The sequence below is a fragment of the Salmonella sp. 32020114201800008SM genome, assembly GCF_017572025.1.
Classification (GTDB): Bacteria; Pseudomonadota; Gammaproteobacteria; order Enterobacterales; family Enterobacteriaceae; genus Salmonella; species Salmonella enterica.
The window spans coordinates 1-17,893 of the sequence record NZ_JAGEQM010000009.1; the positions used below are offsets into that span (position 1 = coordinate 1).

Sequence of the window (17,893 nt, forward strand, 5' to 3'; positions counted from 1 at the left end):
AGGCCTGCCGCCAGCGTTCAATCTGAGCCATGATCAAACTCTTCAATTTAAAAGTTTGATGCTCAAAGAATTAAACTTCGTAATGAATTACGTGTTCACTCTTGAGACTTGGTATTCATTTTTCGTCTTGCGACGTCAAGAATCCGTATCTTCGAGTGCCCACACAGATTGTCTGATAAATTGTTAAAGAGCAGTGCCGCTTCGCTTTTTCTCAGCGGCGCGGGGTGTGCATATTACGCTTTCCCGCTTCAGAGTCAAGCGATTATTTTCGCTTTTCTCCGTGAGGTTCTGGTCTGAACCCCGCTGACCCGGCGGCCTGTGTGCCGTTGTTCCGTGTCAGTGGTGGCGCATTATAGGGAGTTATTTCTGCCTGACAAGAGGAAATTTAAAATAATTTCTCAAGTGCCTGGTATTTACCCAAAACGCCATTAAACCGCCAGTTTTTCGAGCGTTTCAAAGCCATAACGCTGTAAAACGGGTAATAATTGTTCAGCTCCTGGCGTCATTGCCATGCAATAAGCAATATTGGCATCGGTTGATTTCGCATCCGGCGCTTCATGTTCCAACAGCCAGGCTGTACGACGCGCTATCGCCGCGCCGGAATCCACTAACCTCGTCCCTTCAGGCAGGACTTGCAAAAGCTCGTCCCGTAATAGAGGGAAATGCGTACACCCCAGAACGACCGTGTCAGGCGGCTCCGGCATTCGTAGCCATGGGCGTAATATGCGGCGCAGCTCTTCCAGCGATACCGAGTCGCCATGTAGTTTAGCTTCCGCCAGTTCCACCAGTTCTGCCGACCCCAACATCGCTATCTGACATTCATTAGCGAAGCGCGCAATCAGCTCGTGAGTATAAGGACGTTTGACCGTGGCTCTCGTCGCCAGTAGCCCGACGACGCCATTGGCGGTCAGCCGCGCCGCTGGTTTAATCGCAGGCACAACGCCCACCACCGGGAAGGCAAACTTTTCACGTAATGCGGGAAGTGAGACCGTACTGGCGGTATTACAGGCAATCACCGCCAGTGAAAGGGGATAGCGCTGCTGTACCGCAGTCACAATCTCGACAACGCGCTCGACGATAAACGTTTCGCTCTTTTCCCCGTAGGGGAAAGCCACGTTATCGAAAGCATATATATAGTGGAGATCCGGCAGGAGCCGCCGAATCTCATCATAGACCGACAATCCACCGACGCCGGAATCAAATACCAGCACGGTGGGACGTGGTTCAGAAGGTGTAGCTGCCAGACAAGGTGTATTCTCGTCCTGCAGTTTGGTAGCCATAAACTGTCTCGTAATCTTTGTCGAACAGGTTGGCTATTTTACCACGAACTGTCAGATGTGAGGTGACCGGATATGCAACCGTAAGATCCCATAAACTGACGCCGCCCATTTTTACTGTCCGGTATGGGTAAGCGGAGTAATCCGAATCATAGCGGGAACCAAGGTATTGATATGTCACCCCCCAGTCAAAATCGTAAACGTCCCAGTCAAGTTGATATTTTGCCATCTGTTTGGAACGCCGGGGTAATGGCGTATCGGTAATCGCATTACGCGCATCAACGTAATCATAACTGACCGTATGCGTTAACGGTCCGGTATCGAAATTCGCCGTCGCCTCAATACCTTTAATGCGCGCCTTGCCTTCGTTGTAATATTTTTGCAGATGATCGTCATAATCGATCATGTCATTAATATCGTTACGATAACCTGAAATACGCCAGCTGACGCCAGCGGTGAGCCCTTCAAATGCGCCTTCCCACTGTTTACTCTTTTCAGGATTCAGGTTCGGATTACCGTAATACCCATACAGCTGGCCCAAATTAGGCGCTTTGTAGGAGGTTCCGTAGGAGGCAATAAAGCGATAACCTTCTATAAACTCCCATCCCGCGCTGGTTTGCCATGTACCGTGACGACCAAACTGGGAGTTGTCATCACTGCGCGCCGCCGCTTCCAGGGTGAAGTCACCCAACTGTTGTAATCCTGTCAGGTAAACCCCGGTATTACGCTGGTCATATCCCTCGGGCACATAGCCGGTACCTGGCGTGGTAGTCTGTTTCTGCCAGTCTACGCCCGCCCCAACATTACCGTGCCCCACAACCACACTGTTGGTCCATTGAACATTGTACTGTTTCATCTCATCCAGCGTGGCGGAGGTATCATACCGACCATAGTGCGGATCATAGTTGTAATCTTTACTGTGGCTATAGCTTGAAACCAGCTGAGACTGAATACGTTCGCCATTAAAGCGCAGCCCGGCGTCCCAGCTTTGGCTATAAAGTTTGCGTGTATCAATCAGCGGCGAGCCCGGCGAGTAATAGGCGTCGTAATCGGTACGGTTATCATAGCCATAACCACGCACGAATCCGCTCCAGCGATCAGAAAAAGTATGCTCTAACGCGCCATAAAGCGTTTTACTCAAAAAGCCGTCCCGGTCAGGCTGCGCCTGCATCCCGGTACCGCCTTTCGCTACCACGTCAAACCCTTTGGTGTATTCGTAATCGCCGATCAACGTCGCCCGCGTGTTTTCGCCAAGTTGCTGTTGCGTCGAGAGGTCGTAATTCTGGTAGCTATTGCTTCCCCATCCAGCGGTTAATTCTGTGCCTGGGTTATCGCGCGTCGTAATGATATTCACTACGCCGCCGATAGCATCGGAACCATAAATAGCGGAGCGCGGACCGCGAATATATTCAATGCGCTGTACCAGCGACACCGGGAACTGGCTGAGATCGGCGGACCCGCTCACGCCTGCTAAATTCAGACGCACGCCGTCAATCAATACCAGTACATGGCTGGAGTTGGTGCCGCGAATGAAAATGGAGGAGTTTTGTCCGGCGCCGCCGCTCTGCGCAATATCGACGCCAGGCAAACGGCGCAGAACATCATTTACGGAGGTCGATTGCCAGCGTTCAATATCCTGACGCGTCACGATGGTAACGGGCGCCAGAACCGCGCTGCGCGGCTGCTGAAAACGGTTGGCGGTGACAACCAGGGTATCCGGGCTAGTGTCCTGCGCCCAAGCGGAAAAGGCCGTGACGGAGAACGCCGTCAGCAGCGTAGCTTTTTTAATCATTGTAAAGCATCCACAATATAAGAAGGATGCCGCAGGCTTCATCGATAGTACGCGATGATGAAAAACCAGATGCGACGTTAGCCGGCAGGTCTTCGGGCTTGGAGGGTTATCCGTTGGCTGGATAGCAGAAATGATGACTTCCCGCCGGAGGCAGTGTCTGCTTACGCTCTCATCTCACCTTTCCTTACCGCTGCGCGTCAGCTCCAGATTTTCACTGGATTCCCTATTAACTCACAGGACCGGCCCACGGATGCTACCGTCTGTCACAACACCCTGTCCAGACCGCGCATCACAAATCAGAAATCATCAATAGCTGGACATCCACTGAGCAATCCCTACAATCCCCGCGTACTTTTATTATTCAGGATGCGATATGACCCCCGAACATCTTCCGACAGAACAGTATGAGGCGCAGCTGGCCGAAAAAGTGGCGCGCTTGCAGAGTATGATGGCGCCGTTTTCTGGCCTGGTTCCGGAAGTATTTCGCTCGCCGGTCAGTCACTATCGTATGCGTGCGGAATTTCGCCTGTGGCATGACGGCGATGACCTGTACCACATTATGTTTGATCAGCAGACCAAAAGCCGGATTCGCGTTGACACCTTCCCGGCGGCCAGCCAACTGATTAATACCTTAATGAAGGCGATGATTGCCGGCGTGCGCGATAATCATGCACTGCGGCATAAGCTGTTCCAGATGGATTATCTCACGACCTTGAGCAACCAGGCGATAGTGTCGTTGCTGTACCATAAGAAGCTGGACGAAGAGTGGCGTGAAGCCGCCACTGCGTTACGCGATGCTTTACGCGCGCAAGGTCTGAACGTACACCTGATTGGCCGGGCTACTAAAACCAAGATCGAATTGGATCAGGATTATATTGATGAGCGTCTGCCTGTGGCAGGTAAAGAGATGATCTACCGCCAGGTCGAAAACAGCTTTACGCAGCCAAACGCCGCCATGAATATTCAGATGTTAGAGTGGGCGCTGGAGGTGACGAAAGACTCAAAAGGCGATCTGCTTGAGTTGTATTGCGGCAACGGCAATTTTTCTTTAGCGCTGGCGCGCAATTTTAACCGCGTGCTGGCAACCGAAATCGCCAAACCGTCCGTCGCTGCCGCGCAGTACAATATTGCCGCTAATCATATTGATAATGTGCAAATTATTCGCATGGCGGCGGAAGAGTTTACCCAGGCGATGAACGGCGTTCGTGAGTTTAACCGCCTGCAGGGGATCGACCTGAAGCGCTATCAGTGCGAAACCATTTTTGTCGATCCGCCGCGCAGCGGTCTGGACAGCGAAACAGAAAAAATGGTGCAGGCTTATCCACGTATTCTGTACATTTCCTGCAATCCGGAAACGTTGTGCAAAAACCTGGAAACGTTAAGCCAGACGCACACGGTGTCTCGCCTGGCGCTATTCGATCAGTTCCCGTATACGCATCATATGGAATGCGGGGTATTACTCACCGCAAGGTAAAATGTACGTCGGATGGCCGGTTATACCGCCATCCGGCATTCGCACACTATTCCGCGGTGTCCTGCTTGCGGTTACGCAGTTTAAAGCCAATCCAGAATACCAGAATCACCGACAGCACCGCCGGGAAGAAATTAGAGCCAATATCCGGATATTCTGCACGCACGACGGTGCTATACAGTAAAACGCCAAGAATGAAACAAGCGGCGGCCAACCCCGGCAAACCTACCGGCATAGTACGATTTTGGTAGCGCTGATGCAGGCAATATACCGTCAGCACCAGCGAGATAACCGGGAATACGGAGAACGGCACAATAGCGCTAAACAGCGCCGCGAATGTGCCGTTAATCGATAAGCCAGCGATGAGCGCCAGCAACAGCGTACCTTTATCTTGACCTGACTGTTTCATTACTCGTCCTTCACGTTATTCGGAATGATGTGCTATTTTCTCTTGCTCACGGCGATACCAGTAATACGCCCCTTTCGCAATCATGCGCAGTTGCAATACCAGCCGCTCTTCTAATTGCCGACGCTGTTCAGCGCCGATGTCCAACGCCTCTGCGCCCGCGCTAAAGACAATAGTCACCATCGCTTCGGCCTGGGCTTCAGTAAACGCGCGCGGCATATGGTTTTCGAGTTCCAGATAGTCGGCAAGTTCCGCAATAAAATGCTGAATCTCCCGCGCGACGGCGGCACGAAACGCCGCTGAAGTGCCGGAACGCTCGCGCAACAACAGACGGAAGGCGTTGGGGTTGTTGCCGATAAACTCCATAAATGTGGAGACCGACGTGCGAATGACGCTGCCGCCTTTCGCGATGCGCTGTCGCGCCTGACGCATCAACTGACGCAGCATCAGACCGCTTTCATCCACCATCGTCAGACCGAGTTCATCGACATCGCGAAAATGACGGTAAAACGACGTTGGCGCAATGCCCGCTTCACGCGCCACCTCACGCAAACTCAGGCTGGCAAAACTCCGCTCAGCGCTCAGTTGGCTGAATGCGGCTTCCACCAGCGAACGCCGGGTTTTTTCTTTTTGTTGCGCTCTAACACCCATCACAATGTCTGAATCCTTCCATATGCCTTATTCGGCACTATACCAGAGAATAAAAGTAACGGGTTCACACTGGATTGTGAATGATTGTTTACAGACAGTTTGTGCTCCGGCTTCGCAAAAAAGCACAACGATAATTGGGTTAAAGCTGGGCAAATGTTATCATCGTGTTTATTTTATGTATAAAAACAGGTGAGTAATACCATGCCACATTCCTGGGATTATGATGCAGTCGTCATAGGGTCAGGCCCCGGCGGTGAAGGCGCTGCAATGGGTCTGGTTAAGCAAGGAGCACGCGTCGCGGTGATTGAGCGTTATCATAACGTTGGCGGCGGATGTACCCACTGGGGCACCATCCCATCCAAAGCCCTTCGCCACGCCGTCAGCCGCATTATTGAATTTAATCAAAACCCACTCTATAGCGACCACTCCCGTCTCCTTCGTTCTTCTTTCGCCGATATCCTTAATCATGCCGATAACGTGATTAATCAACAAACGCGTATGCGTCAGGGGTTTTATGAGCGTAACCACTGTGAAATCTTGCAGGGCAACGCCCATTTTATTGACGAACATACCCTGGAGCTGGAATGCCATGACGGCACGGTTGAAACCCTGACGGCAGAAAAATTTGTTATTGCCTGTGGTTCACGTCCTTACCATCCCAATGATGTGGATTTCTCGCATCCGCGCATTTATGACAGCGACTCAATCCTGAGTCTCCACCATGAACCGCGCCACGTTATTATTTACGGCGCCGGCGTTATCGGCTGCGAATATGCGTCCATCTTCCGCGGTATGGATGTGAAAGTGGATCTGATCAACACCCGCGATCGCCTGCTGGCCTTTCTCGATCAGGAGATGTCCGACTCTCTCTCTTACCATTTCTGGAATAGCGGCGTGGTTATTCGCCACAATGAAGAGTATGAGAAAATCGAAGGCTGCGATGATGGCGTCATCATGCACCTGAAATCCGGCAAAAAACTGAAGGCTGACTGCCTGCTCTATGCTAATGGCCGTACCGGTAACACCGATTCGCTGGCGCTGGAGAATATTGGTCTGGAAACAGACAGCCGTGGACAGCTCAAAGTCAACAGTATGTACCAGACCGCCCTGCCGCACGTCTATGCGGTGGGCGACGTGATTGGCTATCCCAGTCTGGCCTCCGCCGCTTACGATCAGGGGCGTATTGCAGCGCAGGCGCTGGTGAAAGGCGAAGCGACCGCACATCTTATCGAAGATATCCCCACCGGGATTTATACCATTCCGGAAATCAGTTCTGTCGGCAAAACCGAGCAGCAGTTAACGGCAATGAAAGTGCCTTACGAAGTGGGCCGCGCGCAGTTTAAGCATCTGGCGCGAGCGCAAATCGTCGGCATGAACGTCGGCACGCTAAAAATTCTCTTCCACCGCGAAACCAAAGAAATTCTGGGGATTCACTGCTTTGGCGAACGCGCCGCCGAAATTATTCATATCGGCCAGGCGATCATGGAGCAGAAAGGTGGTGGTAACACCATCGAATACTTCGTTAACACCACCTTTAACTACCCAACCATGGCGGAAGCTTATCGGGTTGCGGCGTTGAACGGCTTAAACCGCCTGTTTTAACGCCTTGTCGAAATGGCCATCCATTGCGCCACGGATGGCCTCTGCCAGTTGCTCATAACGGCTACGCAGCGGCGATCCCGGGCGATAAACCAGCCCCACGGTACGACGCGGCTCCGGCTTAATGCATGGCAGATAAACCACGCCGTCGCGCTTACGCTCCTGCGGTACGGCCAGCGCGGGGAGTAGTGTAATACCACTGCCCGCCGCCACCATGTTACGCAGCGTTTCCAGACTGGTCGCCCGGAAATGGGTATCTTCATCCGCTCCCGCTTCAAAACAGAACCCCATCGCCTGATCGCGCAGACAGTGGCCATCTTCCAGCATCAGCAATTTCTCGCCCGCCAGATCGGACATCGGCACGCGATCGCGATTCGCCCACGGATGATCCTCATAAATAGCCAGCATCATCGGTTCATCAAACAGCGGCACTTCGATAAACGCCTCGCTCTCTTTCACCAGCGCCAGAATAGCGCAGTCAAGCTTGCCGCTATCGAGTTGCGCTAACAACTGATGCGTTTGCGCCTCATGCAGATACATTTCCAGCTTCGGGAAAGTCTGGTGCAACATTGGAATGATAAGCGGCAGCAAATAGGGACCAATCGTTGGGATTAAACCAATATGCAGCGGGCCGGACATCGTCTCGCCTTGTTGGCTTGCCATCTCCTTGAGCACCTTGACCTCACGCAGTACGGTACGCGCCTGATCCACCAGCAGTAAGCCCGCCTGGGTAAACAGCACCTTACGGCTCGTACGCTCCAGCAGCATAACGCCCAGCTCATCTTCCAGCTTGCGTATTTGCCCACTAAGGGTTGGCTGGCTGACGTGACAGGAGTCCGCCGCTCGCCGGAAATGGCGATGTTCGGCTAACGCCACCAGATATTCAAGATCACGAATATTCATTATTCATCCTCCGTCGCCACGATAGTTCATGGCGATAGGTAGCATAGCAACGAACGATTATCCCTATCAACCTTTCTGATTAATAATACATCACAGAACGGAGCGGTTTCTCGTTTAACCCTTGAAGACACCGCCCGTTCAGAGGGTATCTCTCGAACCCGAAATAACTAAAGCCAACGTGAACTTTTGCGGACCTCTGGTCCGCTTTTTTTTCGCGTAAAAAAGCCCGGCGTCGCTGATGCTTGCTCGGCCGGGCAGTATTGCCTGATGGCGCTACGCTTATAAGGCCTACAACGCGAGGCGCGCCTTCGCATCGTTGATCGCCTGTGCCACCTGCAGCGGAGAAACGCCGCCTTTTGCCGCCCGTTTATCCAGACACGACTGCAAAGACAATATCGGATACACATCGTCGCCAATCACGCGGCTGAATTTCTGTAAATCGGCCAGCGGCAACGCTTCCAGCGGCTTACCCTGGCGAATGGCTTCTACCACCGCTTCGCCGACAATATGGTGCGCTTCGCGGAACGGCACGCCTTTCGCGACCAGGTAATCCGCCAGCTCCGTGGCGTTGGCATACCCCTGTTGCGCCGCGTCCTGACAACGTGGGCGTTTCACCTGAATACCGTCCAGCACCAACGCCGCCATATGCAGGCAGTCAAGCCAGGTATCGAGCGCATCGAACAGCCCTTCTTTGTCTTCCTGCATATCTTTGTTATACGCCAGCGGCAGACCTTTTAAAGTCATCATCATGCCGGTTAGCGCCCCTTGTACGCGACCGCACTTACCGCGAATCAGCTCCAGCGCGTCCGGGTTTTTCTTCTGCGGCATTAACGATGAACCGGAAGTCACGCGGTCAGAAAGCTCTACAAAGCCCGCTTCACCAGAATTAAAGAAAATCAGATCTTCCGCGAAGCGTGACAGATGCACCATGCCGATAGCCGCATCAGAAAGCAGTTCCAGTACGTGGTCACGATCGGACACGCTGTCCAGGCTGTTGCGAGTCGCAGACGTAAAGCCCAGCCAGCCTGCCAATTGTTCACGGTCAATTTCATAGGCCGTTCCCGCCAACGCGCCGCAGCCTAGCGGACTCACGTCCAGACGTTTAAGCGTGTCCTGCAGGCGGCTTTCATCGCGCGCCAGCATTTCGACATACGCGAGACACCAGTGGGCGAAAGTCACTGGTTGCGCGCGTTGCAGATGGGTATATCCCGGCATTACCGCGTCCTGGTTCGCCTGCGCGGTTTCCACCAGCGCGCTCTGTAGCTGACGGTTAGCGGTGAGCAGTTCCCTCACCGTCTCTTTGCACCACAGTTTCAGGTCCGTCGCCACCTGATCGTTACGGCTGCGCCCGGTGTGCAGCTTTTTACCCAACTGACCCACTTTGTCGATGAGCTTACCTTCCACCCAGCTATGGATATCTTCCGCATCGCTTTGCAGGATTTGCTGCGGATTCGCGCGAACCTCTTCCAGCAGCACGTTCAGCGCTTCTTCCAACTGTCGTTGCTCATCGGCAGTCAGTACGCCTACCGTGACCAATGCTTTGGACCAGGCCACAGAACCGACAATATCCTGCTCTGCCAGACGGTAATCGAAGCGCAACGAATCATTGAATTGTTTAAACCGCTGGTCTGCCGCCTGTGTAAAACGCCCACCCCAAAGTGCCATAATAGACTTCCTTAAATTCTTCGAATTTCACTGCCGGATGGCGCTACGCTTATCCGGCCTATAATTTCTGTTCACGTAGGCCCGATAAGGCGCAGCCGCCATCGGGCGAACAAATAGTTAAGCCAGAATACGCGTGCCAATCGGCGTACCGTTAAACAGCGCCGGCAGTTGCTCCGCATGACGCCAGGAAGCGATATCCACCGGGCGACCCAGCGCCCGCGCAGCATCGAGAGCCGCATTCACTTTCACAATCATCCCGTCGGTAATAATGCCCTGGTCGATAAGCTGCTCGGCTTTGGACGCCGTCATTTCGGCGATACGCTGGCCTTTGCCGTCCAGAATACCGCTCACGTCAGAAAGCAGGATCAGATCGGCCCCCAGCGTCGCCGCCAGCGCGGTTGCCGCCTGATCGGCGTTGACGTTCATCAGTTGGCCGTCGTCTGTTACGCCAATGGAGCTGACCACCGGCAGAAAGCCGTTTTCCAGCAGCATGTTAATCAGCTTCGGCGACCCCGGTTGCGCCAGCCCGACGTGGCCTAACGCTTCATCGAGTTGGGTCACGTTTACGCTGTCGCCATCGCCCAGAAACAGACCAACAGAGGCGATATGGTGTTTCTTCGCCCAGGCCAGCAGAGTTTTGTTAGCGGTTCCCGCCAGCGCGCCGGTAATGATGCCAATCTGATCGGCAGGCGTCACGCGCAGGCCGTCTTTCTTTTTCACTGGCAAATTAAGCCCTTTCATCAGCTCATCCACCACGCAACCGCCGCCGTGAACAATCACCAGCGGACGCTGATGGGACTCACGATAGTTGACCAGCGCGGTAAAAAGACGTTCCAGAGCCTCTTCGCTATCCAGTAATACGCCACCCAGCTTGATAATTAATGGATTCATCATTTCACCCTTAAATAAGAGACTGCGTTTCAGCGAAGCCAAAACGAATATTAGCGCACTGCACCGCCTGCGCCGCTGCGCCTTTCAACAAGTTGTCTTCGGTTGCCACCACAATCAGATGTTCGCCCTGGACGGCAAAACCAATATCGCAGAACGGCAGCCCGACGACGTTCTTTAACGCCGGAACGCCTTTGTCATACAGGCGCACCAGCGGTTTGTCGCCATAGGCTTTTTGCAACACGTCGGCGACCTGCGCATGGGTTACTCCCGCTTTCAGGCGGCAGGTAATGGTTTCCAGAATCCCGCGCGGGAAATTCCCCAGATGCGGGGTGAAGATGACCTCCGCGCCCAGATGGGCAGCGATTTCCGGCTGATGACGATGCGTAAACACGCCATACGGTTGCAAACTCACTTCACAGAAACTGTTCGATATTGCCGCCTTGCGCCCCGCGCCGCTCACCCCGCTGGTGGCATTAATTACCGGCCACTGCGTCAGATCGAGAAGCCCGCCGTCAATCAGCGGTTTTAGCGACAACTGCGCTGCGGTTGGATAGCAACCAGGAACCGCAATCAGATTCGCCGTGTTCAGTTTATCGGCATTCCACTCCGCCAGACCGTACACCGCCTGCTCCAGCAGCTCAGGATATTGATGAGTAAATCCGTAGTACTTTTCATAGAAGGCGCGATCGTTTACCCGAAACGCGCCGGAAAGATCGAATACGACGCATCCGGCCTGTAAAAATTGCGGCGCCAGATCGTGGCTCACTTCATGCGCTGTCGCCAGGAACACCACATCAACATCTGCACTAAAATCACGTACATCCGACATCGGTTGCAATGGCAGGTCGACAATCCCTTTTAACTGCGGATGTAAATCAGAAATTAACTTTCCTGCATCATTGCTTTGCGCTGAGACGGTCAAAGCGGTTATGGTCATATGTGGGTGGCGATTTACGTAGCTTACAAGCTCTGCGCCCGCATAACCGCTAGCGCCTACAATCAGCGTATTCAACATCGGGTTCCTTTATGCTCAACGTTAATGTATTTTTATTCATAATTAATGCATGAATATTGATACTATCATGACCTGAGGTGTGTCAACAATGAAAAACGTTTTACCGCCATTTATCGAGATTTACCGCGCTTTGATTGCCACACCGTCGATAAGCGCAACCGAAGAATCCCTGGATCAAAGTAATGCGTCTTTAATCACTTTGCTTGCAGGCTGGTTCAGCGATCTTGGTTTCAACGTAGAGGTTCAACCGGTTCCAGGAACGCGAAACAAATTTAATATGCTCGCCAGCACCGGACATGGCGCGGGCGGTTTGCTGCTGACCGGCCATACCGACACGGTTCCCTTTGATGACGGACGCTGGACGCGCGACCCGTTCACGCTGACCGAGCATGACAATAAGCTCTATGGTCTGGGCACTGCGGATATGAAAGGCTTCTTCGCTTTTATTCTGGACGCGCTACGTGACGTTGACGTCACAAAGTTGAAAAAGCCGCTCTACATTCTGGCGACCGCCGATGAAGAGACCAGCATGGCGGGGGCGCGTTATTTTTCCGAAACCACGGCATTACGTCCGGACTGCGCGATCATTGGCGAACCGACGTCGTTGCAACCGATACGCGCGCACAAAGGGCATATCTCTAATGTCGTTCGCGTCCTGGGGCAGTCCGGTCATTCCAGCGACCCGGCGCGTGGGGTTAACGCCATTGAACTGATGCACGATGCGATTGGCCATATCATGCAACTGCGTGACTCGCTGAAAGCGCGGTATCACTACGAGGCGTTTACCGTTCCGTATCCAACGCTGAATCTGGGCCATATCCACGGCGGCGATGCCTCAAACCGTATCTGCGCCTGCTGCGAATTGCATATGGATATTCGTCCACTGCCGGGCATGACGTTAAACGACCTTAATGGACTGCTTAACGACGCGCTGGCCCCGGTAAGCGAACGCTGGCCGGGCCGCCTGACGGTGGCGGAATTACATCCGCCGATTCCAGGTTACGAGTGTCCACCGGACCACCAACTGGTTGAAGTAGTAGAAAAACTGTTGGGAACAAAAACCGACGTGGTGAACTACTGTACTGAAGCGCCGTTTATGCAGACATTATGCCCAACGCTGGTGCTTGGTCCGGGCTCAATTAATCAGGCGCATCAGCCGGATGAATATCTCGAAACGCGTTTTATTAAGCCAACCCGGGAATTGATTACCCAGGTAGTACACCATTTTTGCTGGCATTAATGCATATTGCCCGGTGACGTGATGTTTACCGGGCCTACCCCGTCTTGTAGGCCGGATAAGCGCAGCGCCATCCGGCGTCTCTACGCCACATGTTCATAAGCATTTCTTATTTGGCACGATGCGAATTAACTTTAATAAATTACCGTCATTTCTTCGTTTGCTGAACCGATTTCGCAGTAATTGACGCCACGGGTTTTACGTGGCTTTATAAAAGACGGCTAAAAAGCAAAGTCCGAAAAATTTCACGTCACAGCAAGGCGGCAAACGAGCCCATTCCGCAGAACTGGCATAAGGGCGAGAGCAGCCAACGCCGCTGTGGCGTGAAAGAGGCAGGGCAATTACATTAAAGATGGGGTGTCTGGGGTCATATGAACGAACAATATTCCGCGTTGCGTAGTAATGTCAGTATGCTCGGCAAGGTGCTGGGAGAAACCATCAAGGATGCGCTGGGAGAACACATTCTTGATCGCGTAGAAACAATCCGTAAGCTATCCAAATCTTCACGCGCCGGCAATGAAGCTAATCGCCAGGAGCTGCTCACCACGCTACAAAATTTGTCTAATGACGAGCTGCTGCCAGTTGCGCGCGCGTTTAGTCAGTTCCTGAACCTGGCCAATACTGCCGAGCAATACCACAGCATTTCGCCAAAAGGCGAAGCCGCCAGCAACCCGGAAGTGATTGCCCGCACTCTGCGCAAACTGAAAAACCAACCGGACCTCAACGACGCAACCATCAAAAAAGCGGTAGAGTCGCTGTCTCTGGAGTTGGTGCTAACCGCCCATCCGACAGAAATTACCCGCCGTACGCTTATTCACAAAATGGGTGAAATCAACAACTGTCTGAAACAGCTTGATAATACCGATATCGCCGACTACGAACGCCACCAGGTGATGCGTCGCCTGCGCCAGTTGATTGCCCAATCCTGGCATACGGATGAGATCCGCAAGCAGCGTCCAAGCCCGGTGGATGAAGCCAAATGGGGCTTCGCCGTGGTTGAGAACAGCCTGTGGCAGGGCGTACCTAACTATCTGCGTGAACTGAACGAACAGCTGGAAGAAAATCTCGGCTACAAATTGCCGGTGGATTTTGTGCCGGTACGTTTTACCTCCTGGATGGGCGGCGACCGTGACGGCAACCCGAACGTGACGGCGGATATCACCCGCCACGTACTCTTGTTAAGCCGCTGGAAAGCCACCGATCTGTTCCTGAAAGACATTCATGTTCTGGTATCAGAACTGTCGATGGTCGACGCCACGCCGGAGCTGCTGGCGTTAGTGGGCGAAGAAGGCGCGTCTGAGCCGTATCGCTACCTGATGAAAAAATTGCGCGCCCGTCTGATGGCGACCCAGTCCTGGCTGGAAGCGCGTCTGAAAGGCGAGAAGCTGCCCAAACCGGCTGGCCTGCTGACGCAAAACGAGCAGCTCTGGGAACCTCTGTACGCCTGCTACCAGTCGTTACAGGCCTGCGGCATGGGCATTATCGCCAACGGCGAGTTACTCGACACGCTCCGCCGCGTGAAGTGTTTCGGCGTACCGCTGGTGCGTATTGATATCCGTCAGGAGAGCACCCGCCATACCGAAGCGCTGGGCGAAATTACCCGCTACCTCGGTATTGGCGACTACGAAAGCTGGTCGGAAGCCGACAAGCAGGCCTTCCTGATCCGCGAACTGAACTCCAAACGTCCGCTGCTGCCGCGTAACTGGGAGCCGAGCAACGATACCCGCGAAGTGCTTGAAACCTGCAAGGTTATTGCCGAAGCGCCAAAAGGATCGATCGCCGCCTACGTAATTTCAATGGCGAAAACGCCGTCTGATGTGCTGGCTGTGCATCTGCTGCTGAAAGAGGCAGGTATCGGCTTTGCCATGCCGGTCGCGCCGCTGTTTGAAACCCTCGATGACCTGAACAATGCCGACGACGTGATGACCCAGTTGTTGAATATCGACTGGTATCGCGGACTGATTCAGGGTAAGCAGATGGTCATGATCGGCTACTCCGACTCGGCGAAAGACGCCGGCGTTATGGCCGCGTCATGGGCGCAGTATCAGGCGCAGGACGCCCTGATCAAAACCTGTGAAAAAGCCGGCATCGAGCTCACTCTCTTCCACGGCCGCGGCGGCTCTATTGGCCGTGGCGGCGCGCCAGCCCACGCGGCGCTGCTTTCGCAACCGCCAGGCAGTCTGAAAGGCGGTCTGCGCGTGACCGAGCAGGGCGAGATGATCCGCTTCAAATACGGCCTGCCGGAAGTCACCGTCAGCAGCCTGTCGCTCTACACCAGCGCAATTCTGGAAGCAAACCTGCTGCCGCCGCCGGAACCGAAAGACAGCTGGCGTCATATTATGGATGAGCTTTCCGTCATCTCCTGTGAAACCTACCGCGGCTACGTGCGCGAAAATAAAGACTTTGTACCGTACTTCCGCTCCGCGACGCCGGAGCAAGAGTTGGGCAAATTGCCGCTCGGCTCACGTCCGGCGAAACGTCGTCCAACTGGCGGCGTCGAATCGCTGCGCGCGATTCCGTGGATCTTCGCCTGGACGCAAAACCGCCTGATGCTGCCAGCCTGGCTGGGCGCGGGTACTGCGCTGCAAAAAGTGGTGGAAGACGGTAAACAAAGCGAACTGGAAGCCATGTGCCGCGACTGGCCGTTCTTCTCCACGCGTCTTGGGATGCTGGAAATGGTGTTCTCGAAAGCCGACCTGTGGCTGGCCGACTATTACGATCAGCGTCTGGTGGCGAAAACGCTATGGCCGCTGGGCAAAGAGCTACGAGACCTGCTGGAAGAAGACATTAAAGTGGTGCTGGCGATTGCCAACGATTCGCACCTGATGGCCGACTTACCGTGGATTGCGGAGTCCATTCAGTTAAGAAACGTTTATACCGATCCATTAAACGTGTTGCAGGCCGAGTTGCTGTATCGTTCCCGTCTGACTGAAGAGCAGGGCAAATCGCCCGATCCTCGCGTCGAACAGGCGTTGATGGTCACGATTGCGGGCGTCGCCGCCGGTATGCGCAACACCGGCTAACGCCAAAAGAGAGCCGCTCTCACGCAGTTATGTGGGGGCGGCATGAAATACTGCTGTCATCCTCGTCATTTTTTCAATATATTCCTGTCTGCATTTTATGCATTTGTAAATCTTTCTTAGCAAAACGTGCGGCATAAAGCAGGTTTGCTTCAGATTCTTTTAAGGTTCAGGCGTTACGTTTGGCGCTACGATTAAAGACAGGCTCTCATTATGCAATCCACATTACTCCAGACTAAACCCGCGTTTAGCTGGAAAGCCCTGGGCTGGGCACTGCTCTACTTTTGGTTCTTTTCCACCCTCCTGCAGGCCATTATTTATCTCACCGGATACAGCGGGACAAACGGTCTGCGGGATTCGCTACTGTACAGCTCACTGTGGCTGATCCCGGTCTTTCTGTTTCCAGGCCGCATCCGGGTTATTGCTGCCGTTATTGGCGTCGTACTCTGGGCCGCCTCGCTGGCGGCGCTGAGCTATTACGTAATCTACGGGCAGGAGTTCTCGCAAAGCGTGCTGTTTGTGATGTTTGAAACCAACGCCAATGAAGCCAGCGAATATTTAAGCCAATATTTCAGTCTGAAAATTGTTCTTGTCGCGCTGGCTTATACGGTGGCGGCGATTTTGCTGTGGACACGTCTGCGCCCGGTTTATATTCCATCCCCCTGGCGTTATCTGGTGTCGTTTGCCCTGCTGTACGGGCTGATCCTCCATCCCATCGCGATGAATACCTTTATCAAGCATAAGTCGATGGAGAAAACGCTGGATAGCCTGGCATCACGAATGGAGCCCGCCGCGCCGTGGCAATTTATTACTGGCTACTATCAGTACCGTTTACAGCTCGCCTCGCTGAATAAACTGCTGAATGAAAACGATGCCCTGCCGCCGCTGGCTAACTTCCAGGACCACTCCGGCGATGCGCCGCGCACGCTGGTACTGGTGATTGGCGAATCGACCCAGCGTGGCCGTATGAGTCTGTACGGTTATCCGCGCGAAACCACGCCGGAACTGGACGCGCTGCATAAAACCGACCCCGGGCTGACCGTGTTTAATAATGTGGTAACTTCGCGACCGTACACCATTGAGATCCTGCAACAGGCGCTAACGTTCGCGGACGAAAAGAACCCGGACTGGTATCTGACGAAGCCATCGCTGATGAATATGATGAAACAGGCCGGGTATAAAACCTTCTGGATCACTAACCAGCAGACGATGACGGCGCGTAATACCATGCTGACCGTGTTCTCTAAGCAGACTGATAAGCAGTTCTATATGAACCAGCAGCGCACTCAAAGCGCGCGCGAATATGACAGCAACGTGCTGGCGCCGTTTAAAGCGGTGTTAGCCGACCCGGCGCCGAAAAAATTCATTATTGTGCATCTGCTGGGAACGCACATTAAATACAAGTTCCGCTATCCAGAAAACCAGGGCAAGTTTGATGGTAAAACCGACCATGTTCCGCCGGGATTAAGCAGCGACGAACTGGAGTCGTATAACGATTACGACAACGCGAACCTGTATAACGACTATGTTGTCGCCAGTCTGATTAAGGACTATAAAGCGACCGATCCGAACGGTTTCCTGCTCTACTTCTCCGATCACGGTGAAGAAGTGTATGACACGCCGCCGCATAAGACGCAGGGACGAAACGAAGATTCGCCAACCCGTCATATGTATACGGTGCCGTTCCTACTGTGGACCTCAGAGAAATGGCAGGCAGCGCATCCGCGCGACTTCTCACAGGATGTCGATCGTAAGTACAGCAGTTCCGAGCTTATCCATACCTGGTCTGACTTAGCGGGCCTGACCTATGATGGCTACGACCCGACGCGCTCCATCACCAACCCGCAGTTCAAAGAGACCACGCGCTGGATTGGCAACCCGTATAAGAAAAACGCGCTGATTGATTATGATACGTTGCCGTATGGCGATCAGGTCGGTAATCAATAGCCTGTATGTTGCCCGATAA

Annotated in this window: 13 protein-coding genes and 1 riboswitch; of the genes, 5 read left to right on the forward strand and 8 right to left on the reverse strand. The window is 53.6% G+C overall.

Annotated features, from left to right (window positions below):
* Positions 1-428: 428 nt before the first annotated feature.
* Together murI and btuB are read right to left on the reverse strand one after the other, a co-directional pair.
* On the reverse strand, positions 429-1,280 hold the full coding sequence (murI, locus tag J4613_RS20015; RefSeq protein ID WP_000201804.1) for a glutamate racemase: 852 nt from the start codon (positions 1,278-1,280) through the stop codon (positions 429-431).
* Positions 1,225-3,069, reverse strand: coding sequence for a TonB-dependent vitamin B12 receptor BtuB (gene btuB / locus J4613_RS20020; RefSeq protein ID WP_000591411.1), 1,845 nt, complete (start codon positions 3,067-3,069; stop codon positions 1,225-1,227). The genes murI and btuB overlap by 56 nt, the downstream gene beginning before the upstream one ends.
* Before the next feature lie 65 nt (positions 3,070-3,134).
* Positions 3,135-3,328, reverse strand: a riboswitch (cobalamin riboswitch).
* 114 nt (positions 3,329-3,442) lie between these two features.
* Between btuB and trmA the strand changes: the two genes are divergently transcribed.
* Positions 3,443-4,543, forward strand: a complete 1,101-nt coding sequence (trmA, locus tag J4613_RS20025; RefSeq protein WP_111742522.1) for a tRNA (uridine(54)-C5)-methyltransferase TrmA — start codon at positions 3,443-3,445, stop codon at positions 4,541-4,543.
* Between the two features lie 46 nt (positions 4,544-4,589).
* On the opposite strand, the gene J4613_RS20030 is transcribed toward trmA, so the two are convergent.
* Together J4613_RS20030 and fabR are read right to left on the reverse strand one after the other, a co-directional pair.
* Positions 4,590-4,949, reverse strand: coding sequence for a YijD family membrane protein (locus tag J4613_RS20030; RefSeq protein ID WP_000813838.1), 360 nt, complete (start codon positions 4,947-4,949; stop codon positions 4,590-4,592).
* A gap of 15 nt (positions 4,950-4,964) precedes the next feature.
* Positions 4,965-5,600, reverse strand: coding sequence for an HTH-type transcriptional repressor FabR (gene fabR, locus J4613_RS20035; protein WP_000971958.1), 636 nt, complete (start codon positions 5,598-5,600; stop codon positions 4,965-4,967).
* A gap of 198 nt (positions 5,601-5,798) precedes the next feature.
* Between fabR and sthA the strand changes: the two genes are divergently transcribed.
* The gene (gene sthA, locus J4613_RS20040; protein WP_023245392.1) at positions 5,799-7,199 is read left to right on the forward strand and encodes a Si-specific NAD(P)(+) transhydrogenase; all 1,401 of its coding nucleotides are present in this window, start codon (positions 5,799-5,801) and stop codon (positions 7,197-7,199) included.
* On the opposite strand, the gene oxyR is transcribed toward sthA, so the two are convergent.
* The 4 genes from oxyR to argC form a co-directional block, all read right to left on the reverse strand.
* Positions 7,182-8,099, reverse strand: a complete 918-nt coding sequence (gene oxyR / locus J4613_RS20045; protein WP_001025919.1) for a DNA-binding transcriptional regulator OxyR — start codon at positions 8,097-8,099, stop codon at positions 7,182-7,184. The genes sthA and oxyR overlap by 18 nt on opposite strands.
* 288 nt (positions 8,100-8,387) lie before the next feature.
* Positions 8,388-9,764, reverse strand: coding sequence for an argininosuccinate lyase (gene argH / locus J4613_RS20050; RefSeq protein ID WP_001230051.1), 1,377 nt, complete (start codon positions 9,762-9,764; stop codon positions 8,388-8,390).
* A 117-nt stretch (positions 9,765-9,881) separates the two neighbouring features.
* A complete protein-coding gene (gene argB, locus J4613_RS20055) occupies positions 9,882-10,658 on the reverse strand; it encodes an acetylglutamate kinase (RefSeq protein WP_001575262.1) in 777 nt (258 codons plus the stop codon).
* 7 nt (positions 10,659-10,665) lie between these two features.
* Positions 10,666-11,670 (reverse strand): N-acetyl-gamma-glutamyl-phosphate reductase, encoded by a 1,005-nt coding sequence (gene argC, locus J4613_RS20060; protein ID WP_000935332.1) that lies wholly within the window; start codon positions 11,668-11,670, stop codon positions 10,666-10,668.
* An 88-nt stretch (positions 11,671-11,758) separates the two neighbouring features.
* Here argC and argE point away from each other — a divergent pair, with 88 nt between their 5' ends.
* The 3 genes from argE (at position 11,759) to J4613_RS20075 (ending at position 17,874) form a co-directional block, all read left to right on the forward strand.
* On the forward strand, positions 11,759-12,910 hold the full coding sequence (argE, locus tag J4613_RS20065; RefSeq protein WP_000800208.1) for an acetylornithine deacetylase: 1,152 nt from the start codon (positions 11,759-11,761) through the stop codon (positions 12,908-12,910).
* A gap of 368 nt (positions 12,911-13,278) precedes the next feature.
* Positions 13,279-15,930, forward strand: coding sequence for a phosphoenolpyruvate carboxylase (gene ppc, locus J4613_RS20070; RefSeq protein WP_001005548.1), 2,652 nt, complete (start codon positions 13,279-13,281; stop codon positions 15,928-15,930).
* Between the two features lie 210 nt (positions 15,931-16,140).
* Entirely contained in the window at positions 16,141-17,874 is a 1,734-nt protein-coding gene (locus tag J4613_RS20075; protein ID WP_001192092.1) for a phosphoethanolamine transferase CptA, read from the forward strand.
* Positions 17,875-17,893: the final 19 nt, after the last annotated feature.